We start from the raw sequence: 24660 nt of genomic DNA on the forward strand, positions 1-24660 counted from the left end.
AAAGAGCATCATGAAAAGACTTTTTCATTCTAGTCATTCTAGTTGTCACTATTTTCTTGTACTTTTTTATTCATCTTTCTTGTTTCTGGATCGAGCAGGCTATAGACAACAGGGATAACATACAAGGTTAATAAAGTACTACTCAAAAGTCCCCCAATCACTGTGACTCCCATTGGTTGATTCATTTCCGTTCCTTCACCAATACCTAACGCAATGGGGACAAGTCCAAGAATGGTTGTTAAGGCTGTCATAAAAATAGGTCTTGCCCGGACTTTAACAGATTCAACAAGTGCTTCATAACTTGAAAGGCCCTTCTCTTTTCTTTGGTTTATATAATCAACAATCACAATCGCATTGTTCACCACAATCCCAGCTAAGATAATTAAGCCGATAAAGGCGGGAATGCTTAATGGAAGTTGGGTGACAATCAACGAAATCGCGATACCAATAACCATTAAAGGAACGGTAAGCATAATAACAAAAGGATATTTAAATGACTCGAACTGAGCAGCCATCACAATATAAATAAGAATGATCGCCAATATCAAAGCCATGATCATATCGTTTTTAGAGTCCTGCAAAAGCTCTTGCTCTCCACTATAGCTAATGGCTGTTTCATCAGAAAGATTTAAATCCGATATCGTTTTGTTTACGTCCCTTGTTACCGTGCCCAAATCCGTATCTGCGTTATATTTTAATGTAAATTGAACAGCATCCTGCTGATTGATTCTCTGAATCTTAACAGGTCCCTTTCCCTTTTCAATCTTTGCGACATCCTCCAGTTTTGCATAGGAACCATCAGGTTTTCTGATTTGTAGTTTCTTCAATTGATCAAGATCCCTTGTAATGTCCTCCTTATATGCTACAAAAACTTCGTATACATGATCGTCCTTTGAAAGGATTTGTGAGGCTTGAACGCCTCTTGTCAGATCATGAACGGTTGTTGCAATTTGCGCTGGAGCCAGTCCCATTTCAAAGGCTTTCTCGCGATCAATTTGAAGCTGTACCTCTTCTACGCTTTCCGCTGTACTGATGGCCAATTCCCGCAAATGTTCCTTGTTCTTTAAAGCCGTATATATTTTTTCGACATTTTTGTCTAATCTCTGTTTATTTGTGTCATGCACTTGAAACGTTAGTGTCTGTGGCGCTAATCCGGAAACTGCTTCTACATTAAAATTGATTGTGGCAGCAGGATTCGTTTGATGAATTTCCTTTTCTATTTTCGGTTTAATTTGATCAACAAATTCAAATACCGATTGATTACGGTCTGCAAGCGGCTTTAATTTCACATACATTTCTGCTATATTCGCTTTTCCTCCACCTTGGAAAGAGGACTCCTGTGTAGCCCCAATTAAGCTTACATAAACGTCAACATCTTTTTCCGTTTTAAGATTTTTTTCCAGGATCTCGACTGCCTTTTCCGTTTTGCTTAATGCTGCGCCATTTTCTAATTGTACATTGATACTAAAAAAACCTTCATCTGTAGGGGGTAAAAACTGTGTACCTAATCGACTCATTCCTACGATTCCTCCACCAAAGAGAACCAAGGAAATGAGGATCACAATGAACCGGTGGTGTAATGCCCAGCGAATAGAACGATCCAATCTATTCAAGGACTTGGAACGACGCCTTTTTGCCTCATAATCTCCTTTAGGTGTTTTCAGCCATCTACTCGCAATCATGGGAACAACGGTCAAGGCAACAAACAAAGAAGCTACCAAGCTAAAGGATATGGTAAAAGCAAATTCTTTAAATAGCTGGCCTAGTATCCCACTAATAAATACAACAGGTAGAAACACAGCGACAGTCGTTAAAGTAGATGCGGTAATCGCACCAGCAACCTCTTTTGCGCCATCTCGTGCGGCTTGTTTTGGATCTTTCCCCATGGATAAGTGCCGATAAATGTTTTCAATGACAACAATGGCATTATCGACCAGCATCCCCACACCTAAAGCCAATCCACCTAATGTCATGATATTAAGGGCAAAATCGGCAAAATACATTAATACAAAGGTGACAATAACAGAATAGGGTATTGCTATCCCAATAATAATCGGACTTTTCACATTCCGTAAAAACAAAAATAAAACAAGCATGGCTAATAATCCACCGATGATAAGAGAAGAAGCAATGTTTCCAACGGCTAATTGAATATAATCTCCTTGATCAAATAAAACATCAGCCTGAATAGGTTGAAATTGATCTTTCTGCAAAAGTGCGTCTAATTCTCTTTGAAATGCTTTCGACACATTGGCTGTATTGGCATCGCTTTCTTGTAAAACACTTAATAAGACAGATGGTTGTTCATTTGTCCGTGTGATACTAGTGGACCTCTGCGGCTGCTTTTTCACTTCCGCCACATCTTTTATTAAAACTTTATCCCTTGTCAAGGGGTTCCGGGTAATAGGAATATCGGCAATTTCTTCTGCAGAATGAAGCGTACTCATGACTCTTGTTGTCAGTTCTTGTTCATCAGTTAGAACCGTATCACCTGGCATAGAGATATGATTTGCCTGAATGGCCTGAACAATATCAGCTTGAGTTAGATTTTTTCTCTTTAATTGATCTTGATCTAAAGTAACCCTAATTTGATCCATTAATGTCCCTGATACATTCACATTTGCAACTCCGTCCACCTTTTTCAACTCATTGACCAAATCATCCGTTATGAGGCGTAAACTCTTTTCCCCTTGATTTGATTTTAGTGACAATTGAATAACTGGAAATTGGGCTGGATCAAATTTCATAAATTTCGGTTTATCTGCATCCGCGGGAACAGGTGTCATATCGATTCGCTGTAGCACATCATTCTGAATATCATCGATTGAGGTTGTCCAAGAAAATTCAAGAAGAACGAGACTCGAGCCCTCTTCTGAAAAAGATTGAACATTTTTGATACCTGGTAAGGTGGATAAACTAGCCTCAAGGGGTTTCGTGACCTTTTCTACGACTTCATCTGGATTTGCTCCCTGATAAGACGTCACGACAACGGCAATCGGAGGATTCATATCCGGAATAAGGGTTAATGGTATTTTCATGACAGAGACGATTCCAAGGATGATGACAAGAAACATCGTCACCACTGTAAACACCGGTCTTCTAATCGAAAAATGACTTACATTCACTACAAGGCCCCCTTTCATTCATGGTTGGTTCATCTATTATAGCAAGATTCCCTTTCACTTTAACATTTTTGGGACTGAAGTTCGTTTATTTTCTTTAAAAAAATCCCTCTGCCCATCTAATAGGATGAGCAGGGGGATGGCAAAATTATTCATGGGCATCCATCGGGTTGCTTAAGATCACATCTGGGTTTTTATCTTGGAACCAACGAAGGGCAAATTCATTTTCAAATAAAAATAGTGGACGATCATAACGATCTTTGACAAGCATACTCCTTCCGCTTGAGAGAGATTCATCTATTTTGTCATTTTCAATCCATCTGGCAATCTTTGTACCCATTGATTCCATGACTACATCAGAATTGTATTCATTTTTCATCCGATGTTCAAATACCTCAAACTGCAACTGACCAACAGCCCCAAGGATATAATCATCTGTCCGAAATGTTCGATATAATTGAATCGCGCCCTCTTGCACAAGCTGCTCGATCCCCTTATGATAGCTCTTTTGTTTCATTACATTTTTCGGGGTGACTCGAACGAAAAGCTCTGGTGTAAATTGTGGTAATTTTTCATATTGAATCATTTGCTTTCCTTCGAAAAGCGTATCGCCAATTTGATAGGTTCCCGTATCATATAGACCAATAATATCTCCACTCACTGCTGTATTGACCGTGCTCCGATCATCTGCTAAGAACTGGGTGGATTGCGATAATTTGATCGGTTTTCCGGTCCTAGCTAACGTTACATTCATTCCTCTTTCAAATTGTCCGGAACAAATCCTCAGAAAAGCAATCCGGTCTCTATGAGCTGGATTCATATTCGCTTGAATTTTGAAAATAAACCCAGAAAACTGATCAGAGGAAGGAGGGACCAGTCCTTCCGTACTTTGGCGTGGCTGTGGAGCTGGAGCAAATTCTAAATAACTTTCGAGAAATGTTTGTACCCCGAAATTCGTTAAGGCACTTCCGAAAAATACCGGTGTTAATGTACCGTTTTTAATTTTTTCAGTAGAAAACTCATTTCCCGCTTCATCCAAAAGCAGCACATCTTCTAATACTTGCTGATACAAGGAGGTTTCTTTGATTGGATGATCCCCAATAATATCTCCCGATTCATCCAATTTTAGAAATCTCTCTTCCTCTTCTACCCGAAATTGTTCAACTCGTTTGTGATAGCGATCATAAATTCCGTAAAATTCTTTTCCCATCCCAATCGGCCAATTCATTGGATAGGATTCAATTCCCAATACTTCCTCTAATTCCGCTAACAATTCAAGCGGAGTCCGACCTTGACGATCTAATTTATTAATAAAGGTGAAAATCGGGATGCCCCGCATTCGACAAACTTTAAACAATTTCAATGTCTGTTCTTCAATCCCTTTGGCCGAATCAATGATCATGACAGCACTGTCAACCGCCATTAACGTTCGATACGTATCTTCACTAAAATCCTGGTGTCCAGGTGTATCAAGGATATTTATCCGCACATCATGATAATCAAATTGCATCACAGAGGAAGTGACAGAAATTCCCCGTTGTTTTTCAATGGCCATCCAATCTGACGTCGCATATTTTCCCGTTTTCTTTCCCTTAACAGTTCCGGCATCACGGATGGCTCCGCCAAAATATAAAAGTTTTTCCGTCATCGTTGTTTTCCCAGCATCCGGGTGAGAAATGATGGCAAATGTTCTTCTTGATTCTATTTCTTCCTTTAAAGATCGTTTCTTCATTCTCATTATCCTTCCAAATTCAGTCTTGTATTATCATATTCCCTTAGGGATAGAATTTCAATGCAAAAATGGAATTCCTAACGACAGAATAATCATTAGAAATTCCATTTTGGGCCTTAGACGTGATTTCGGGCACGACCAAGGGCTTCGCTGTTACCTTTTTGTGCTTTTGACAGCGAGTCCGGGTATGGCCAACCTCTCCGCCGTTAGCCTTTTGCGCTTTTATCGCGATTTCGGGCACGGCCAACCCCTTCGCTGTTACCCTTTTGCGCTTTTATCGCGATTTCGGGCACGGCCAACCCCTTCGCCGTTACCCTTTTCCGCTTTTACAGCGATTTCGGGCACGGCCAACCCCTTCGCTGTTACCTTTTTCCGCTTTTACAGCGATTTCGGGCACGGCCAACCCCTTCGCTGTTACCCTTTTGCGCTTTTATCGCGATTTCGGGCACAGCCAATCCCTTCGCTGTTACCCTTTTGCGCTTTTACAGCGTTCCGGGTACGGCCAACCCCTTCGCCGTTACCCTTTTGCACTTTTATTGCGATTTCGGGCATGGCCAAGCCCTTCGCTGTTACCCTTTTGCGCTTTTATCGCGATTTCGGGCACGGCCAACCCCTTCGCTGTTACCTTTTTCCGCTTTTACAGCGATTTCGGGCACGGCCAAGCCCTTCGCTGTTACTCTTTTGCGCTTTTACAGCGTTCCGGGTACGATTAATGTGAAGCGAATGCGATAATATATTTCCTTATCATATTGTCGTAATAGGGGAAAGCAGATACGCATAAAGGAGCTTTTCCGTATTGATTAGCGAGGTTTCATGCGTTCGCTCGAATGCATGGGAAGCCTCTATTCCTGGTCCAACCAATCCATGAACAATATCAAAACCAGACCGAATGGCGGCGGAGGCATCAGAGCCGTAATAAGGATAAATATCCACTTTATAATCAATCTTGTTTTCACGGGCTAGTTGGACAAGATGCTTTCGCAAACCATAATGATAAGGACCGCTAGAATCCTTGGCACAGATAGAAACAGTATACTCATCTGAAGCTTGGCCTTCCCCTAATGCCCCCATATCCACTGCCAAATATTCAACCGTTTCTGGTGAAATACTGGCATTGCCGCCATAGCCAATTTCTTCATTATTAGAAATAAGGAAATGAGTCGTATAGGGCAGCTCCACTCCATTCTCTTGGATCCATTTTATCAAACGTAATAAAATCGCGGTGCTTGCCTTATCATCTAAGTGTCGGGACTTGATATAACCACTTTCCGTCACTTGAACCCGTGGGTCAAAAGAAACAAAATCGCCGACATTGATGCCGAGCTTGCTAGTCTCTTCAGCTGATTCCGTTCTTTCATCGATTCTAACCTCGATATTGTCTTCATTTCGCTTGGCATCTCCAGCATCTTTATAGACGTGCACGGAAGTTTGTTTCATTAAAATCGTACCGGTATACGTTTTTCCGGTTTCTGTTTCAATTTCGCAGTATTCCCCTTCAACCGAGTTCCAGCGATAGCCCCCAATCATTGATAATTTCAATCTTCCATTTGGTTTAATTTCTTTTACCATTGCCCCTAAAGTATCGACATGGGCCGTTAACATCCGGTGCTGATTGGTTACTTTTCCTGGTATGGTAATCAGCAGTCCGCCTTTTCGATTCCGTTTCATTTCAAGCTGAAGACCTTGCAAATATTGTTCACAATAATCGATCACTTTCCTCGTATGACCCGAAGGACTTGGAATCGACACTAAATTCTTAATCAGCAAAAAAATTTCCTTACTATTCGCTTGAAGGTTCATTTTCTTCATTCCTTTCATAATATCACTTATTCATTCTCAATTAAAAACTGAACAAAACGCGAAATGACCTCTTTATTTTTTACATTGATTGGAATAAAAAGGATTTTTTCTTCCTCTTTCTGAATAAGGTCTTGAAAAACGGGATTAGAAGAAATGTTAACCCCAGTTACTTTCTGATCATTATCATCCGCATAAAATAATTGCTCTTTTTGAAACGGAAGATCATCTATTCCTTCAAGCTCTTGGAAGGATAATAACTGCCCTTCTTGATTCATCTGCTCAAAAAAATCTTGATCCGCAATAAAAAAGTCAATATCTCCAGCCGACAGCTGCGCAGCTAATTTTTGCATTTCCACTCCTGCTTGCATATCTTCACTCTTCAGCCTAAGTGTTTGGATAATAATATTGGAGGTATCCCGTTCTTCGTCTGTTAAAAAGTTATGATACAAATTTTCTTTCACCTGTTCAACTTGCTCCGGGCTCGCATAATCCGTGATCAAAACAATGTTTAAGATATCCTCTTTTTTATTCGCGATGCTATAAACTGTATATACAATAAAAATAACCAACACAATAAAACCAATAATAAAATACTTATAATACTCCCATATGTAATTCATTTTTTCCTTCGTGGACATTTCGGATAAAATCTCCCGTAGTGGTCTTTTCATCTAATCCCTTCTCTCTCCCTCTTCAAAAAACGTTTAAGGCAATATAAATCACCAGTGTTAAAGTAAATGAACTTAATAAGGTTGACGCAACAACAGTTTGTGCCGCAAATTCAGGTTCATTATTATATTCCTGGGCAATAATCGAGCTATTGACAGATGTTGGCATGGCTGTAGAAATAAGCAATGCTTGCGCAATCACTCCGTCTATACCTGCAATCCACAATCCTGCTAATGCGATAGCCGGTCCAATCAACAACCGAAAAACCATACTTAAATACAACGGCATATAAGCAAATGAAATTCGAATATGAGCAATCTGGGCACCTAATGTTAACAGGGCAATAGCGATCAAAGCATCAGATATATAGGTAATCGGTGTTAATAAAAAGTCAGGCAGAGAAACATGTAATATATTCAGCAATATGCCCATCGTCATTGCATAAAACAAAGGCATTTTAAAATAATCTAAAATGGCTCTCCATTTTCCAATCGTCATCGATTTCATTGAAACGACCCCATAGGAGAATACCAAGGTATTTTGGAAGGCCGCAACAATAACTTGAATGGACATGGCAAACGGATCATGCTTAAAAACCAAATCATTTACTGGAATCCCGTAATTTGCTGAATTATAAAAAACAGTACTATTGGTGAATGTTAGTTTTTTCGACTTTTCCATCTTCCATAATTTTGCAACTAAAGAACTTAACATATAAATTATTGTAACAAACAACAAACAAAATAAAATAACACCGAAAAAAACCGTGGGAGAAAACACACTTTCATATAGCTTTATAAAAATGAGAGCAGGACTTAAATAATAAATATTAATTTTGGCAAGCGTATACAAATCCAGTTTGAATTTTCTTTGCAAAATAACCCCAATGATGATCAAGACAAAAACCGGCAAAATAATTTCTGTAAAAATAATCAACAAATTTGAAAGCAAAGGGACCCTTCCTCCATTTTACAATGACTTGAAATAAATTTCGACAAATACTAATTATTTTCTCTTAGAAAAAGAGTAACTAGTACAACACAGCTACTGGCTCTATAGATTCCGTATGTCCAAAACAGGCTCCAACTTAAAAAATGATCGATGTTGGATTACTTTTATTAGTCTTTCCGCTGTTTGATCGGCCGACTGCAGCAGGTTCTTTTCTTTATAGTCGATAAACTGATCAACCAATGCAAATTCATCTCTCTTACTGGATCGTATTTTTTCCTGCATGCCAGTATCAATAATCCCGGGGGCAATGGAGATCACCTTCACCCCATATTTTTCATTCGCTTGCTCTACTGATACCACTCTTGTAAAATGATCGAGCCCAGCTTTTCCGGCACAATAACTACTCCAGCCACTATAGGGGGTCCGCCCTGCACCAGATGAAAGATTGATAATCTTCTTCGTCACAGCAAACTTTTCTAGTCTTTTGATAAATAGTGAAGTTAGCACCATTGGAGCGGTCAAATTAACAGCTATATTTGTCGCAATCGCTTCAGGCGACAGATTTTCCACCTTACCAATCGGTTCAATCAAACCTGCATTATTAATCAAGGTGATTGATTGAAACTCCTCTGGAACAGCTGCAAAGATTTGTTCCATGAGCTGTGGAAGCTTTTCCGTTTGGGCTAAATCTTGCTCAATATATAACAATGGACAATGTCTCTCTTTTGCTATCTGTAATAATCCTGTATTTTTTGTACGAGCAACACAAATCAGTCGATGATTTTTCTGTAATAATTGTTTACTTAAGGCAAAGCCAATTCCTTTTGACGCACCGGTAATCACATACACATCCATACCAATCACTCCTCGTTAACGATTAAATAATAGTAAACTATTTCATTACCATTAAGAATACCATTTCCTCAAAGATCCACCAAAGACTTTTAACATTTTTTCATAACATAAAAAAAGAACCCAAAATCCTTGGGCTCCTGACCATGACCTATTTAGTTTAGCTCTTTATTAATTTTGGAAAGAGGTAGGGTAATAATCTTTCCGCCTATTTGGACATGAACAGTATCTTTGAAAATAGCTTTTACAATGCCTTTCAACGAGATGGTTGAGTTTACTGTATATTTTCCCGGATCTGCGCTTGTCGTCATAATGCGAACCTCCACAATTTATTTTAAAGAGGATGTTCATAAAGTCCGGTAAAAAGACATAAGCGAATTTCTTCGTTGGCTTGTTTCTCCGCTGCTCATGTATTTAAAAGCATACATTCTGCTACTCGAAACTGCGCCGCCTCGAACTTTCGACGCACAGGATGTGCTAGTGTCAGCGCCTTTGGCCGACGGGTCCTTTTTATCCTCCTTTTTGAACACTCACTTAAATGAAAATATGTTTTAGATAATGGTTAAAAATAAATATATTATATTATGACATGCTTCTGAAACAGGTGTCAATGGTTTAGTGCTGATTTTCGGTCAACATCTTCATGCAGAATACGACATTTTTCTTAACACGCATAATCACCGACCACGTACGAAGATTAGCTAATAATTGAACATTTTCTAATATATTGATCTCCCAATAAAATGATGCCTGCGATTAGTACAAATAAATAAACACTACTCCACATTATACTAGGGAAATCTAGATCAGGAACAATGATGTAACTTCCTTCAATTAAATTTGGGAAGAAAGGTGACAGTATTGCCTTTTGGTTAAAAACCATTAAATATTTCAACATATTTTCATTTATATAGGGATAAAGAATTGGTTCAAAATAACTAATCATAAAGAGAATTATTACACTGTACATAAGATTTTTCGTAATGAGAGAAAAAATAAAAGCGAGTTCTCCCCAACAAAAACAAATAATGCTCACTATAAATATTTGTCCCAGTGTCTCCATATTGAATATTTGTCCAGGGGCCCCGACAAATAAATGGACTGCAATACCAAACAATGTCGTTACCAATATTAATAAAAATGAAGCTAAAAAAATGAATATCGTTTTATAATAAAATAAACGGATTCTACCAACAGAGTTAATCAGCAAATGAAGAGTATTTGAATCTACCTCCCCATACGCTAGTAAAGCTCCCAAAACAATACAGGGTATAATTCCAAAAATTGTTAATGACAGTAAGAAAGTTGAACTAAAATAACTTGGAATTTGAAGTTCCATATATGGAAATGGATCAAATGTAATAAATATCATAAACAAAAAAGGTAGCAATAAACTAATCCTAAGGGAGATATTACCATTTACCTTTAATGTTTCTCCCTTTATCCATTTAATCATTTTGAACGCCTTCATTAATTTTGATGTTGGTTTCGTGTTTCCCAATATTTAATAGCAATTCGACAGTGCCTTCTCCAGGTTGAGATTCGAATGATAGCTCTTTACACCCTTTAACAGCTTCTGAGAGTACCTTCTCTCCACTTTTATCCGTTATAATTACGTCCATTCCGCTTTCTGAATATGTGTTTTCTATCGTGATTGTATTATTTGGCTGTAAAATTGTTTTTATATTTAATCTTTTTTTATTTTGTAAATTCCCCTTAAATTCCATGTCACTTACAAATTTAGTTGAATCATCTAGATACGATGTATTAATTTCTAAGCCATCTGTATTTGTAGCATTATTAGTGTTTGGAATAAGATTAAGTGCAATAAAAACAACAATTAAAATTGAACATATTACTATTATTATTTTTTTCATATAGAATCTCCTAAGACTTGAAGTCTCTTTTTATAGTAATTAAGAGTGTTAAAAAGTACATAATTAACAGGAACGCAAATATTGTAAATACGATACTTGTAAATGATTGTGTTGTTACCTGACTAAATTGAACTTGTGGATCGTTTTCAATATTTTGGAATGAATGGGCAATAAGCGAAGATGTCCATTGGCTTAGGGTTATATTGTTAAGTATTGATACAATAGTAGTTAGTTGCTCAAGTAATAAAGGTAAAATGATTGCAATGACAATACCGCCATAAACTTTTTTCATTAGTGTTGCTCCCATAAAACCTATACTAGCCGTTACTAATAAGATCATGTAGCTTGAAAAGAACTGCGGAATGATCATTTTCCATTTAAAAAGTAGAGAGTTTTGACCATTAATGGCCAAAGCTTCTACAGCACTTAGGAATACAACAAAACTGACAAATATTAGTAAAAAAGTGCATAAAGCGATTAACTTGATCATAATCGATTGAATTCGTCCATAATTTGTAATCATGTATACGTTTGTATTATTTTTATAATCCACACCAGAAATATAGGCCCCGATAACTGCACTAGGTATAAATCCAACTAATGATAATAAGAGTAAATTAAATGAGATTAAATACTGCACAGACAATAACTCAGGAGTGTAAAAACCTGATGAACCATTTATACCTTTTTGGAAAAACATGAGTATTAAAAAGGCGAAAAACAAAGACAAAATTAGTATTAAATCTGGTAATCTTTTAAGCTTTAAATACTCCCCTCGAATTTGCTTAAATATATCCATCACCGCCCTGTGTATTTATGAAATCTATCTACAAGAGATTTTTTCTTGACATCGTAAGAAATAGGATATATGCCACAGTTATTTAGAATCTGTAAGTAATGTGAGTACTCTTCATCCAATGTAATGATCATTTCATTGTCAATCTGTCTAAATTCTACATTATTTGTAGTTAATAAAGATTTCGCCTTCTCTATGTCCTCATAATTTAATTTAGTATGTAAAACTTCCTCAATTATTCTAGATATATTTCCATAATCAGCAATTTTACCTTTGTTCAAAATTAGATAATCTGTTAATATATCTTCCATTTGTAAAATAGAGTGACTTGAAAGTAAAATTGTTTTTCCTTCATTTTTTAATTGCAAAATCATATTTTTTAGCCATAAAACGCCATCTAGGTCTAGACCATTTGTTGGTTCATCAAGTATAAGGAGTTCACGATTGTTTGCTAGCATCGTCATTGCAATTTGCAATCTGCGCTTCATTCCGAGGGAAAAATCCTTTACCTTTTTCCTACTATCTTCTATCGCCACTGTTTCTAAAATCTTTTGTATTTTCTCTCTGTCAGGGGTTTTTCCTTCTTGCAAAATGACTACTTCTAAATTTTCTCTTGCAGTTAAGTTAGGATATAACGAAATATTCTCCGATAAAAAACCTATTTTTCTTTGACCACCTTTTGGATTTTCACCGAATACTTTTATATTACCTGATGTAGGAAAGATAAGTCCCGCGATTAAACGATTAAGGGTTGTTTTGCCTGCTCCATTTTTACCTAACAAGCCGACAACTTTTCCTTTTTTAACTTCTATATTAATATCATTTAATGCTATTCTTTTTTTATACTTTTTTTCTAAACGTTCCACTTTTATAATTTGTTCTGACATAACGTCTCACCCTAGTATCTTTATTCTATAAATAAGTGTAAAACAATCTATATTAATAAGTATGGCAGCTTAATAATATATATTGTTTGTTTCAATTCAGTCTAAGGTTTTCCAGTTGATGTAATACCTTCTGTTGTACTTTGAACTCCAATCGAAAATTTATCCGTTGCAACACCTAAAACAAATTTTGCTTGTGAATAAGCCTGAGCCTGCTTCGTATTTTTCTTAGAAGTCCAATATGTTTGTGTATTACTGAATGTCCAAGTAGAAGACCAGTGCTATGTTTTGGAGATACCTTATTAAAACTTGTTACTTTTTTACCGCTTGTATCGTATTTCAATGGTTGATCTCTCGTTTTCATCGCCATATCATATAATATTAGCAGTAAAAGAGCTTCCCGTTTATTTGAATATCTGTTTTTATGGTTGTCATGTTTATATCTGATCTTAGTTAAAATTCTCTACTTTGCATTAGCCTTCAACAATATAACCCTTGAAATATTCTATTCCTTAATTCCGTATCTCCCGTTTCCTCCACAGGAAGTATCCCATCAACCCACAAAAAATGAGAATAAAAATATTGCTTATAAAGGCCGAGATAAAAGCTGCTTGGTCTGCTTGTAAAGATATTGTACTAGAATAAAAGAATGGGACAAAAATTCTCGGTATACGCGCATATACATATGCCACACTTGTGCCCATTAAAAGTAGAACAAAACTGAGGTACATATAGGTTTTGTTAAATGGTAAAAGTAAAATCATTTGGAACATCATAAATAGCGCATATAATCCGCTAATAAATATGAGACTAATCCGGTATAAAATGGTTTGTATAGATAGAGAAGGATTCACCCATTCTGGATAAAACTCCAAACTATATTCACTAAAGCTCCAGTTGTTCTCAAATAACATCCAACCGATCAATAGATGGAGCAAAGCAAATAATAGGAAAAACAGGACACTTAAGATACATTGCATAACACAGTTGGCAATCCACACATTCCCGCGTTTTTGCAACCGGGTCAACACGTAGTTAAATAACTGATCGACGCAGGTTGCGGACAGAAGGGAGAAATAAAGAAAAACAAACATGAGAAGTATCCATGATAAGATAAACATAAATACCGTCGGATTTTGCCAACCCCCAACCGTAAACAATAGAAAGTCTAATACGTTTCCTGCTAATTCGTAGACAAGGAAATATTGCCGCAATCGGAATCCCTGCAAAAAAGCAAAAAGAATGAAAAAAAGCAGCGTTACTAAACACGTTTGTTTCGTAAATACGGACCTAAATTGTAAATGGATGAGTGCTTTCATTCACTAGACCTCACTCTGTTTATATCGCATGAACGCATTTTTCCCATCAATAGTCCAAAGGTGAAAATGATCCCAATTAGCAAATATAGACTAGAGAATGCGCTGGTAAAATAAGAAACCGGAATTCCAAATGGAGCATAAGCTTCATGTATTCCTACAACATACTGTGTAAAGGGTAGCCAAAGTAAAAAAGGACTATCGATTACATAAAAAACGTTGTGAATAAATCCTAATAGGATCATCACACCTACCGCAACCCCAGCACCTCTCGTATAAACGGAGAGAACTAAGGTCAACATTCCAATAAAGGTTAGGCCAAGTATAAACGAACTTAAAATAATGAAATATATAAAGAGAGAACTGGCATTGTGGTCTGCTAAAAAAAGATAGTGATATCGATCCCCTGAAAAAGGGATACGAAAAACAGTCGCTACCAAGAGCGCAGTAGCAATAACTAAGCATGTAAAGAGGACCGCCATCATCAAAATAACACCGCATTTTGTTATAATATAATGAAACCTACTTTCCGCCCTTGCAAGAATCATATGAATAAATCCATCATCAAAATCTACCGTGATTAAATCAGCGATTAACACCGCAAACAAAACAGGAAATATAAAAAACATCACAAATTGTGCGGAATTAAAAAGACCAACTAAATAATCCTGTACAGTTAGAATAGCTCCCTCTGGGACTAAATCATATAGTTCTAAAAGAACATATACATTTTTCTTACTAAAAATGGCTGTAAGTATAAGTATGCCTGTGATAACGGAAAGTCGTTTCCAATGGTTATTTAAATATTTTGTGACTTCAAATAGAAACAACACAATCATTCATCCTTTAATATACGATAGTCCATTTGCAAATCATCAAAAAACAAATGTATCTTTTTTTCTGCTTCAAAAGGGATGCGAATAACCGGATTTCCATCCAGTCTTTCACCGATACGGGCGTCAGCCTTCATTCGTAACACTGTCTCTACATCTTCTAATTTTTTTAGCATCACTGCGTAATAACGAATGTTTTCTTGTGAGACAACGGTCTGATTTTCAATCTTAAAAACACGATCACAATAATTTTGAATATCCTCCATACTATGAGAGACAAATAAAAAGCTTGTTCCTCTTTTTTTACACTCGTCAATGATGTTTCCGAATAATGATATTCCCTCCCGATCTAGCGCATTTGTCGGCTCATCAAATAAAATAATGTCCGGTCTCTCCATAATTGCCTGAGCTATTCCCAAACGTTGCTTCATTCCTAATGAGTATGCCTTCACCTTCTTTTTATTATTTGGATCAAGTCCGACTTGTTTGAGTGTTTGATAAATATCATCTTTATTAATTTGTTTTCTAATTTTTGACAAATAATAAAGATTATCAAAACCAGTTAAATTGTCTAAAAATGTCGGGGATTCAATAAGCACCCCTATCCCGCCTGGTAAATTCCCTACTAATCCTGGTTGGACACGTTTTTCGTTTATAATAATGTCTCCTGCTGATGGATAACTTAACCCTGCAGCTAGTCGAAGGATCGTTGTTTTTCCAGAGCCATTCGCGCCAATAATCCCCACCACTTCTCCAACTCGCACGTCAAATGTAACGTCTTTTAAAATCGATTGTTCGCCTATACGTTTATCAACCTGGTGAAAGACAATTCTTTTCTCTGCTGCCATTCATATCTTCTCCTTTTACAGTAACAAAAGCTTTTCCCTTTGAAATTTCCATTCAAACAACCAGATCGCTAATAGAAAGCTTAGACCTCCTAGAACAATCCAATATAGAGGGATAACAGCCCAATAGAATGTGTTTGTGATGTACTCTCCAGCCATAGACATTGGCGCGAGATCATAGAACAGTCCTCCCAGTTGACCGTCAATCAAAAGCGGGAGTGACATAAAAACTTCTGATAATCCGATGAAAGAAACATACGGAAGCATGATAGAAACATAGAAGTTCCGAAAAACAATCCCTACAATAATCGTTAAACAGCTATAGAAAAAAGCCATGAGGGCACTGTTAAAGATAATGAGTATGCAATACATCCATGGACTATGTAAAAATAAATCGGTTGCATAAAAAACATTATCTACACTAGGTTTCGTTAATGGAAAAACCGTTAGCAAACCAATAAACAAAAGGAGTTGACACAAAAATAGGAATAAAAAACTGATGACGCCAATTGATGCGAGTTTACAGCAAATATATTGCCGCATGCTCGCCCTCATTAAACTATACGATAATAGACTAGAGCGTCTCTCTTTGATAAAGAAGTCTCCCGTGGCTAATGTGACCAGCAAAGGCAAAAAAATCATTAAAACACCAGACCCTCCACCTTGGATCATGACAAAATATTCAAATGCCGGAGTAGGTGTAAAATCAGGGTTACCAACGGGCTCTTCGCTACGAATAAACATTAGATTTGCCACAGCGATAAGCAAATAGAGTATAATCGCCATCCATGTAAACTTCTTCACGAACAATCTCTTTAAATCTTCTTGGATTAAAGTATAAACCATATGCATTCTCCTTATTGTAATTTATCAAGGAAACGAAAAAGCATTCAAACACCCTCGAATGCTTTTTCGCGGTTAATTAAGGCTCCCAACCTAGGTTTACTTTGTTTGTATGTTGATTAACAAGAGATGATCGAAAAGCCGCTTTTACATTTGCCCCTCTAGCACCAGTATTATGATTTTGTATAGAGTTCTGATTTTTTTTATGTGTTTTATTTGTAGATAATTGTACATTTTTCAAACTGACAATATTCGAAACAACATCGTATGTGGGATTCGTTACTTTGGTTTTTTGTACATTTGATGTAGCAGGTCTATCAACAGTGTACCACCAACCGTTACGAGGTAATGTAATTGTGCTAGTATACCAAGTTGCTAAAACTTGACTAGATAACATGATAGTAACGAACGATACCAAAGCAAAAAGTGTCAAAGATTTTTTCTGCAGCCTACTCTTTTGCATTATACTCTCCCCTCATATTTTCTCAAGATTCATTTACTTTTAAAAGGTGTATTCCTTTGGATTTGCTACATAAACTAGCGGTTCCATCTTCTCTTAGTTTTTAGCGATTACATATTACCTCTAAAAGGTAATATAAAAATATTTCCTTCTTTTAAACATGTCCCTCCCTTCTTATGACTAGGAACACCCTCTTAAATGAATCTTAACTATAATTCTTACATACTTTCTCCCTACTTTCACCGCTAATCCAGTTGCGTTGTACCGCAATCGACCTTTTTGTATCTGATATTTTTAAAATAATAACGATAAACTGCTTCTTCGAAATATATCAATTTCTTCTACAATCACTAAGAAGAGTAGCTATTAATTATTAACTATTTCCTGAGATATCAATCCAAATTCTTTTGCTTTTAAGAGGGCTTCGGTCCTAGAACCTACCTTAAGTTTTGAAAAAATTTTTGTTAAGTGATATTCAATCGTACGTTGGCTCATGTATAACTCTACCGCCAACGCTTTATTTGTTAAACCTTTTGATACGCCAAGTAGTATTTCTTGTTCTTTACTTGTTAGGGTAATATCCCCTAAATTCTGTTTTCCCTCATCAGTTGACGGTCCAGCATTAACTCTCCTGAGTTGCTTTAATAATTGAAGCGGAATCACGACTTCTTCTCTTAATGCGCATCTGATTGAGCTGATCACTTGTTCTTGTGTGGCAGTTTTGCTAATAAATCCTGATACACCTGCCTCTATTAATAAATTATAATGTGGCAATATATCAAATCCAGTATATATCAGAATAATAGCCTCAGGATCCACTTTTAAAATTAGTTTGGTTAATTCAATCCCGTTTAACTTTGGCATGTATAAGTCGATAAGATAAATTTCATATTTGTTTTCAGTTAGTAGGTCTAAAACCTTATCCGCTTCTAAAATAATATGCGCCTGCATATCTTCCTCTTGTTCAATCATGCTTTCCGTTCCTTCACTAACGACAGGATGATCATCGACTATTAACACATGTATCATTTTGCTCTCTCCCGATTTCAATCGATATTTTCGTTCCTTTTCCCAACGTGGATTGAATGGTCATTGTTCCTCCTAAACTTTTTATTCGTTCTTTCATCCCGATAATCCCCATTGTTTTAAACGAGTCATTAAGTTTCTCTACATCCAACCCGATCCCATCATCCGAGTATATTAATGATATACTTTCTTTGTGATGTTGTAGGGATATGACTACTTTTGAGGCTTCGGAATGTTTCATTGCATTGTTTAATAGTTCCTGAACAACACGATATAAAGCTAATTCAGAGTTTTGGTCAAGCCATTTGATCTGCGGATCCAGATCAGTATCTAAAATAAAATCACAACGTAGTTTTGTTTGCTCAATTAAGTTTTGAACAGACTGTACAATCCCTAATTCATGCAAAAAAGGGGGACGAAGTTCATTACACGTTTCTCTTATTAGATGGATATTATCCAGTACTTTTTCCTTGAGATAAAATAAGTCTTTTTTAACTGGGCTATTTACAATTTTTCCGCTTATCGTTTCAATATCTCTAAGAAATTGTAATTGATCTTGAAGTACGGAATCATGTAAGTCAATGGATAAAGTAGCCCTTTCTTTTTCCGAAATAGAAAACATTAATCTTGAAAACCAAGTTGGGAATTTTTTATCATCTTTATAATTTTCAATTTCCTCAAAGAGTTCTTCAATTACTAGAAAGTTTTCAAGCAAAACACTTGAAAAATAGGCCAAAGTCTCCAACCATATTTTTTCTTGGATATTTAGTTTTGTTTTTGACTTTTTCATAGTAGAGAGGATTAGTGTTTTATGTTCACTACTTTCCTCTACGACGATTCCAAATCCATCCTTTCCCTCAAGCAAAGAACCTATTCGTTGATGTGACCAATCAATTTTTTCTAGAAAACTACAACCAACAGAAGGATTACCATTTTTAACTTTCCAGTTGTTCCCATTATTTTCAGTAAATAGCTCAACTGCAACAACTTGTTTTACCATTAACACATGTTTAATCTCATTCTCAAGTAGTCTAAGCAAACTAGAGACTTTGGACTCGTACTTTGCTCTTTGAAAAAAAGCGTATAGGCTGGTTTCAAAATTATATTTAGGTGAGAATAAATGATACCTAAATTTGTAATCTAAAGATTCCTTCGCAAATAAAAACAATATTGCACAAATAAATAAAAGCAAAAAAGTGATAAATGCCTGATGAGAAACAACTGGAAAGTGAATGCCAATACTTAAGATTAGAACATTTATAACCGCAAAGGGAAGTGCAAGTAAAGTATAATACTGTAAACGGTTCAATACAAATTCAATATCAAATAACCTTTCAGCCAGCTGCAAATAAGCAAATGAGATAGGAATAAAAATTAAAAATAGAGCAGTGATTTCCGTTGAAATTATTTCTTTGCGAAAAAAAAGATCTGGAAGCACAGATAAAAAGATAAAAGGACTGAAAGCTAAAAATATTGTGAATAAAAGAATTTTTAAAACGCTTTTTACCTCAGAGTTGTTATATTTTAAATAAACTCGAATTAAAAGAAAAAGCAAATAACTTATTAATAATAAGAAGATGATGATCTCAATGATTTCACTATGGAAGTCCCATTTATAAAATAAAAGATTGCTGGCCATAATTAATAAAACAATCACATTAAGTAAATACAATACGATCAGTGATCTACTTTTTATAAATATTAAACCCGATCTCCATAGATAACTTCTTATAAAATGTACAAAGAGAATGACAGAGCCTGGGAACGTAATCGTATTTACTACTCTTCCAACTACATCCCCTCGAGCAGAAGCAGACGCACTTAAATAACTAACGCCGATTGCCATTAAAAAGTAGATAAGGATTATAGCAGACTTGTCACCCTTTTTCTTCTGATAAAGGAAAACACTTAATACTAATGTTGTCATAGTAAGTAGAAATGGTGATAGCAAATAGATGACATACTGCGTGTCCAAATCACTATAAGAAATCGAAAAAGAGTTAGTATTTGAGTTTTTATCTAAAATTGTTATAGAGTCTGCCATTTCTACCCGGTTAAACAGAATAACGGTTAAATGCTGTTCTGTTTTTTTTCCGTTGACAAGCTTTACGATATCGCCTTTTTCAATCGGGTGATTGGCAGCCCAACCCTTATCGTATACTTTTTTTACAATCCATTGGTTTTGCTCTTCCGTTACTTTCATTCCAATTAATGGAAATTTCACGACAATGGATGTAAAGTAAGCGGCTAACCCTATTATGATTAAAATCGGAAGTAAGCCAATCACATTTGTTTTACTAAACTTTTCCATTTTAACTCCTTTAAAAAACCGGGATGATCATCCCGATTGTACAATACTCCGAAAGCAATCACTAGCTAAAAGATGGTTAACAGTGTTTATTTCCAATAATAATCTTCAGGAGTCGTTCCCCCATCAAAAAACACATCCAAAATGGCTTTTTTCTCTTCTGGGTTAATTCCAAGTAAACTCGCTGTCCCCTCTTTCACCTTGTTTAGAACCTCGGAATTATGACTTAAAAACTGAATCATATTCTGCATTTTTCTTTTCCCTCTTAATATACTATTTATTTAATATATTTTAATAATTGATCCATATAACATGGTTCAATATGAATCCCCTTTAGTTCAGCTAACACTTTGTTTTGGTAGAACCTCTTAATGACTTTAGTATATAGTATTGCTCCTGTCTCAACAAACTTTTTCGAAATCAGCCCTTGGTTCTTTAAGATCACATTTTTCTCGATCTTGTTGTTATAATATTCATTAATAAACATGATTTCTTCATCTAGGTTATTCAATAAAAAGATGATAGGAAGAGTATATTTTTTATTGATTATATCATTTTTTTCCTCCCATGATTGTATATCTGCTAAATCATTATTTATTTGCCCAATCAAACCGATATAGGTAGAATATTATTCCACTTGAGCTGAACAGTCATTTGTCGCTAGAACCGCGCCTATTAGACATGAAAGAACAGTTAACGAGCCTGACTTCTCTATCGTCATCTCTATGTAATCGGCTTCATTTCTACAAATATTTAAGAGATCTTTATGCTGTCCGTTGATCGATTGAAGAGCATATTTTATTAGAATAGAAACGCCTCTATCCTTGTTCTTAAAAAGTGTTTTCCTCAACACATCTGTTGATAAAAAAAGGAGTGCTGTCGTAGCATTTAATGATAAATGAGATTCGGCTGACCACGGTCTTTCCATTATATCGCCATCCTCAAAATCATCTAATATATCAAAAGATAATATTAAAATTTCTACCGCGGCTGCGGCCAAATAAATATCTTCCGTTTCGGATCCGTTAAATATTTTGTAATGCAACATAAGCAATTCTCCAAAAGGAAAGCCTTTTTTCGCTTGAAAATCAACAAATGCTAAAAGCTTTTCTTTCAATTCGCTTTGTTTTATCCCATCACTGATAATAGTATCAACTGATTTTTTGATTCTTTCGGATGCTATGGCCATCAGTTGCTTTCCTCCTGAATTCTATAAGTCAATCTCCTTAGCTATACTTTTATCCATGTTATCATAAATTGTTGCGGTATCACCGTAATGTTGTTAGCGGATTTCCGCAAAGTCCTTTTCGTTATTTCAAAAGTTAATAAAATAGTATATTTCTTTTGCAACAAGGCATAATCTTACCACCTCTTACCACTAAAAGCTTTTTACTAGATTGCCTTGAATTGATTGAATTTAGTTTACAAGGCCAACTGCTCTTTTCTTTTTCCAGATTAACATTAAACGGAAGATTTTATTACTTTCTATCCTCAGCACAACTAAAGTTCTTTTTTAAATAGTTGGGAACTGTCGGGTGTTCATATACTTGTTGAGCTGCCATCCACTTTACAGACTCCACTTCAGCAGCACTATTAACAATTGCTTAGCCAAAATCATAATCACAAAGAAAGACGATACCCACTCCTGTTGGATTATAACTAGCAGGAAGTAGATTAGAAGTGTTAGAAGATATGACAAGGAATTAAAATAAAATACCCGAATTCATTAATAAAACCAATGAGTCCGGGTTAATATTTTAATTGAATGAGCTGCAAAACTAGGGTTAAGCGCCATTTTTTATATTTTCACAACCATCCTGCAATTTTGATTGCGGCTTTCAGCAATATATTTTTCGATATTTTTCTTCATCTGTCTTGAATGTATAAAGGGAGACTGGTACAGTTAATGATGAATGAGGTCCCTTTTTGGCAAAATATATTGTCTGTAACTACTCATAAAGGAGAAATTAAATGAACTATGATTGAATTTAAAAACGTCTCAAAAGTATACCCAAATGGGACACGTGGCTTGAACAATATTAACGTTACGATAAATAAAGGTGACTTTGTTGTAATCGTAGGTCTTTCAGGCGCAGGTAAGTCGACTTTTCTCCGCTCCATTAACAGGCTTCATGAAATTACGAATGGAGAAATAATCATTGATGGGAAGTCAATAACCGCAGCTCGGGGCAAGGAGCTTTTGCTGGCCCGCCGCGATATCGGGATGATCTTTCAAAACTTCAATCTTGTAAAACGTTCCTCTGTCATTCGCAACGTACTTTCTGGCAGGGTGGCTTATCATTCAACGATTCGAACCATTCTCGGACTTTTTCCGAAAGAGGACGTGGAGCTGGCGTTAAACGCCTTAGATCGAGTTAATATTAAAGAAAAAGCATACTCACGTGCAGATGAGCTATCTGGTGGGCAACAGCAGCGTGTCTCCATCGCAAGAGCACTGGCTCAGGAGGCAAAAATAATTTTGGCCGATGAACCGGTTGCATCTCTGGACCCACTTACGACGATTCAGGTCATGGATGACTTAAAAAGAATTAATCAAGAGCTTGGGATCACCACTGTCGTAAATCTTCACTTTGTTGATCTAGCAAGGCAATATGCAACGAGAATCATTGGGATTAGAGCTGGAGAAATCGTCTTTGATGGTCCGGTTGAAGAAGCAACAGATGAAGTGTTCTCGCAAATTTATGGCCGCGAAATTAAAGATGATGAATTGTTGGGAGAAGCAGAATAATGGAAACTGTCACTTTAAAAAAGCCGTCACGTCTAAAAACATATTTGACGATTATATTCCTTCTTTTAATCTTATGGGGGAGCGCAGTCCAGACAGGAGTCTCGCTTGGTGATCTTATTCAAGGATTGCCGAATATGGGGGCGCTTCTTGCCGAGATGTTCCCGCCTGATTGGGGGTATTTTTGGTCGGTCACAGATCCAATGCTTGTCACCATAAGGATGGCAGTGCTTGGGACAACGTTTGGCGGGATTATTGCAATCCCAGTAGCCCTTATGTCATCGAGCAACGTTGTCAAAGTCCCCTTCTTTTATCAGCTATCTAGATTTATCATGAATACCATTCGAACGATTCCAGAACTCCTTCTTGCCGCCTTGTTCGTTCCAATTTTTGGAATAGGTGAGGTTGCAGGTATTTTAGCCATTACTATATTCTCTTTTGGGATAATCGGTAAACTTTTGTATGAATCGATCGAGGCAATTGATAATGGTCCATTGGAAGCTATGACTGCTGTCGGGGCAAACAAAATTCAATGGATTTTCTTCGGGGTTGTTCCGCAAGTAACAGCACACTTTATGTCTTATTTTCTATATAGCTTTGAAATAAACATTCGCGCAGCTGCAATATTGGGTTATGTCGGTGCTGGCGGGATTGGTTTATACTTGAATAACGCACTCGGATTTTTCCAATATGATCGAGTCCTAACCATTATTATTTATACGTTTATTGTCGTTATTATTGTAGATGGCATAAGTAATCGGATACGGGAGAAATTGCTATGACAGTTAAAAAACCACTTGTAAAAAGGATTAAAAAATGGACCATACTTGTGATTGTTTTGGCTATTTACGTCTGGGCATTCGCCGGAGCGGAACAAATCGTTTTTAAGGACACGGCTCACCAAGCAATGAAAGGGATCATAAACGGATTCCTCCATCCAGATTGGAGCTATATTTATCATCCAGATGGTGAAGATTTACTTCGTGCACTTCTAGAAACTTTGGCGATTGCTGTTCTTGGTACATTCATCTCGGCTATTTTTTGCATACCATTTGCATTTTGGGCGGCCAGAAATATGAGCAAATATCGCTGGCTCTCTAGTTCAGGAAAAGTCACATTAAGTTCAATCCGTGTATTCCCTGAGTTGATAATGGCACTTCTTTTTATCAAAGCTGTAGGTCTTGGTCCGTTTGCCGGTATATTAGCACTCGGATTTCACTCGATTGGAATGCTCGGGAAGCTTTTTGGGGAAGCCATAGAGAATATGGATTTTAGTGCGACCGAAGCCTTAACAGCAACTGGCGCAAACAAAATACAGACAATCTGGTTTGCGGTCATCCCGCAGGTTTTGCCGGAGTTTATGTCCTATACATTATACCGTTTTGAAATCAGTGTCCGTTCTGCATCCATTCTAGGGATCGTCGGTGCAGGGGGAATCGGTGCTCCACTAATCTTTGCCTTAAATGGCCATTCTTGGGACCGAGTTGGAATCATACTCTTAGGAATTATTGTGATGGTTACGGTCATTGATTTAATTTCAAGCTCGATAAGAAAAAGACTAGTATAGAAAAAGGGGGTTCCGTAAGCTAAGCTTATGAGA

24 protein-coding genes are annotated in these 24660 nt (G+C 36.5%); 3 read left to right on the forward strand and 21 right to left on the reverse strand.

Going from position 1 to position 24660, the window contains the following annotated elements:
* Positions 1–38: 38 nt before the first annotated feature.
* The 21 genes from MUB24_RS12615 to MUB24_RS12715 all read right to left on the reverse strand — a co-directional run bounded on the left by MUB24_RS12615 (position 39) and on the right by MUB24_RS12715 (position 21503).
* Complete coding sequence (locus MUB24_RS12615) at positions 39–3125, reverse strand: efflux RND transporter permease subunit (RefSeq protein WP_244704567.1); 3087 nt, start codon at positions 3123–3125, stop codon at positions 39–41.
* Positions 3126–3270: 145 nt separating this feature from the next.
* On the reverse strand, positions 3271–4854 hold the full coding sequence (locus MUB24_RS12620; RefSeq protein ID WP_244704568.1) for a peptide chain release factor 3: 1584 nt from the start codon (positions 4852–4854) through the stop codon (positions 3271–3273).
* Positions 4855–5598: 744 nt separating this feature from the next.
* Entirely contained in the window at positions 5599–6654 is a 1056-nt protein-coding gene (locus MUB24_RS12625; protein WP_244704570.1) for a M42 family metallopeptidase, read from the reverse strand.
* Positions 6655–6680: 26 nt separating this feature from the next.
* Positions 6681–7325 (reverse strand): hypothetical protein, encoded by a 645-nt coding sequence (locus MUB24_RS12630; protein ID WP_244704572.1) that lies wholly within the window; start codon positions 7323–7325, stop codon positions 6681–6683.
* Positions 7326–7347: 22 nt separating this feature from the next.
* Entirely contained in the window at positions 7348–8274 is a 927-nt protein-coding gene (locus tag MUB24_RS12635; RefSeq protein ID WP_244704573.1) for an AEC family transporter, read from the reverse strand.
* Positions 8275–8376: 102 nt separating this feature from the next.
* Entirely contained in the window at positions 8377–9129 is a 753-nt protein-coding gene (locus MUB24_RS12640) for a (S)-benzoin forming benzil reductase (RefSeq protein WP_244704575.1), read from the reverse strand.
* A gap of 152 nt (positions 9130–9281) precedes the next feature.
* Complete coding sequence (locus MUB24_RS12645; protein ID WP_165589567.1) at positions 9282–9437, reverse strand: hypothetical protein; 156 nt, start codon at positions 9435–9437, stop codon at positions 9282–9284.
* A gap of 386 nt (positions 9438–9823) precedes the next feature.
* The gene (locus MUB24_RS12650) at positions 9824–10582 is read right to left on the reverse strand and encodes a hypothetical protein (RefSeq protein WP_244704577.1); all 759 of its coding nucleotides are present in this window, start codon (positions 10580–10582) and stop codon (positions 9824–9826) included.
* A complete protein-coding gene (locus tag MUB24_RS12655; RefSeq protein ID WP_244704579.1) occupies positions 10575–11003 on the reverse strand; it encodes a hypothetical protein in 429 nt (142 codons plus the stop codon). Before MUB24_RS12655 ends, MUB24_RS12650 begins: the two co-directional genes overlap by 8 nt.
* Positions 11004–11013: 10 nt before the next feature.
* On the reverse strand, positions 11014–11802 hold the full coding sequence (locus tag MUB24_RS12660; protein ID WP_244704581.1) for a hypothetical protein: 789 nt from the start codon (positions 11800–11802) through the stop codon (positions 11014–11016).
* Positions 11802–12686: an ABC transporter ATP-binding protein gene (locus MUB24_RS12665; RefSeq protein ID WP_244704583.1), complete on the reverse strand. Its 885-nt coding sequence runs from the start codon at positions 12684–12686 to the stop codon at positions 11802–11804. The genes MUB24_RS12660 and MUB24_RS12665 overlap by 1 nt, the downstream gene beginning before the upstream one ends.
* A gap of 509 nt (positions 12687–13195) precedes the next feature.
* A complete protein-coding gene (locus MUB24_RS12670) occupies positions 13196–14002 on the reverse strand; it encodes a hypothetical protein (protein ID WP_244704586.1) in 807 nt (268 codons plus the stop codon).
* Positions 13999–14832 (reverse strand): ABC transporter permease, encoded by an 834-nt coding sequence (locus MUB24_RS12675; protein WP_244704588.1) that lies wholly within the window; start codon positions 14830–14832, stop codon positions 13999–14001. Before MUB24_RS12675 ends, MUB24_RS12670 begins: the two co-directional genes overlap by 4 nt.
* Positions 14833–14834: 2 nt before the next feature.
* Positions 14835–15680, reverse strand: a complete 846-nt coding sequence (locus MUB24_RS12680) for an ABC transporter ATP-binding protein (protein ID WP_244704589.1) — start codon at positions 15678–15680, stop codon at positions 14835–14837.
* A 15-nt stretch (positions 15681–15695) separates the two neighbouring features.
* Positions 15696–16523 (reverse strand): hypothetical protein, encoded by an 828-nt coding sequence (locus MUB24_RS12685; RefSeq protein ID WP_244704591.1) that lies wholly within the window; start codon positions 16521–16523, stop codon positions 15696–15698.
* 76 nt (positions 16524–16599) lie between these two features.
* The gene (locus MUB24_RS12690; RefSeq protein ID WP_244704593.1) at positions 16600–16983 is read right to left on the reverse strand and encodes a hypothetical protein; all 384 of its coding nucleotides are present in this window, start codon (positions 16981–16983) and stop codon (positions 16600–16602) included.
* 363 nt (positions 16984–17346) lie between these two features.
* Complete coding sequence (locus MUB24_RS12695; RefSeq protein ID WP_244704594.1) at positions 17347–18009, reverse strand: response regulator transcription factor; 663 nt, start codon at positions 18007–18009, stop codon at positions 17347–17349.
* On the reverse strand, positions 17984–20317 hold the full coding sequence (locus MUB24_RS12700) for a sensor histidine kinase (protein WP_244704597.1): 2334 nt from the start codon (positions 20315–20317) through the stop codon (positions 17984–17986). Before MUB24_RS12700 ends, MUB24_RS12695 begins: the two co-directional genes overlap by 26 nt.
* Before the next feature lie 86 nt (positions 20318–20403).
* Complete coding sequence (comX, locus tag MUB24_RS12705; RefSeq protein ID WP_244704599.1) at positions 20404–20565, reverse strand: competence pheromone ComX; 162 nt, start codon at positions 20563–20565, stop codon at positions 20404–20406.
* A gap of 26 nt (positions 20566–20591) precedes the next feature.
* Positions 20592–20801, reverse strand: coding sequence for a hypothetical protein (locus tag MUB24_RS12710; protein ID WP_244704601.1), 210 nt, complete (start codon positions 20799–20801; stop codon positions 20592–20594).
* Positions 20802–20942: 141 nt separating this feature from the next.
* Positions 20943–21503 (reverse strand): polyprenyl synthetase family protein, encoded by a 561-nt coding sequence (locus MUB24_RS12715; RefSeq protein WP_244704603.1) that lies wholly within the window; start codon positions 21501–21503, stop codon positions 20943–20945.
* A gap of 789 nt (positions 21504–22292) precedes the next feature.
* On the opposite strand from MUB24_RS12715, the gene phnC reads away from it, so the two are divergent.
* From phnC to phnE (MUB24_RS12730), 3 genes are read left to right on the forward strand one after another with little or no spacing between them, the layout of a single operon-like run.
* Positions 22293–23063 carry a phosphonate ABC transporter ATP-binding protein gene (gene phnC, locus MUB24_RS12720; protein ID WP_244704605.1) on the forward strand — a complete coding sequence of 257 codons (771 nt, stop codon included), beginning with the start codon at positions 22293–22295 and terminating at the stop codon, positions 23061–23063.
* Positions 23063–23842 (forward strand): phosphonate ABC transporter, permease protein PhnE, encoded by a 780-nt coding sequence (gene phnE, locus MUB24_RS12725; RefSeq protein WP_244704607.1) that lies wholly within the window; start codon positions 23063–23065, stop codon positions 23840–23842. Before phnC ends, phnE (MUB24_RS12725) begins: the two co-directional genes overlap by 1 nt.
* Positions 23839–24627: a phosphonate ABC transporter, permease protein PhnE gene (gene phnE / locus MUB24_RS12730; RefSeq protein ID WP_244704609.1), complete on the forward strand. Its 789-nt coding sequence runs from the start codon at positions 23839–23841 to the stop codon at positions 24625–24627. Before phnE (MUB24_RS12725) ends, phnE (MUB24_RS12730) begins: the two co-directional genes overlap by 4 nt.
* Positions 24628–24660 lie beyond the last annotated feature (33 nt).

Origin of the sequence: Lederbergia sp. NSJ-179, assembly GCF_022867885.1 — a bacterium.
In the GTDB taxonomy this organism is placed as follows: domain Bacteria; phylum Bacillota; class Bacilli; order Bacillales; family Bacillaceae_C; genus Lederbergia.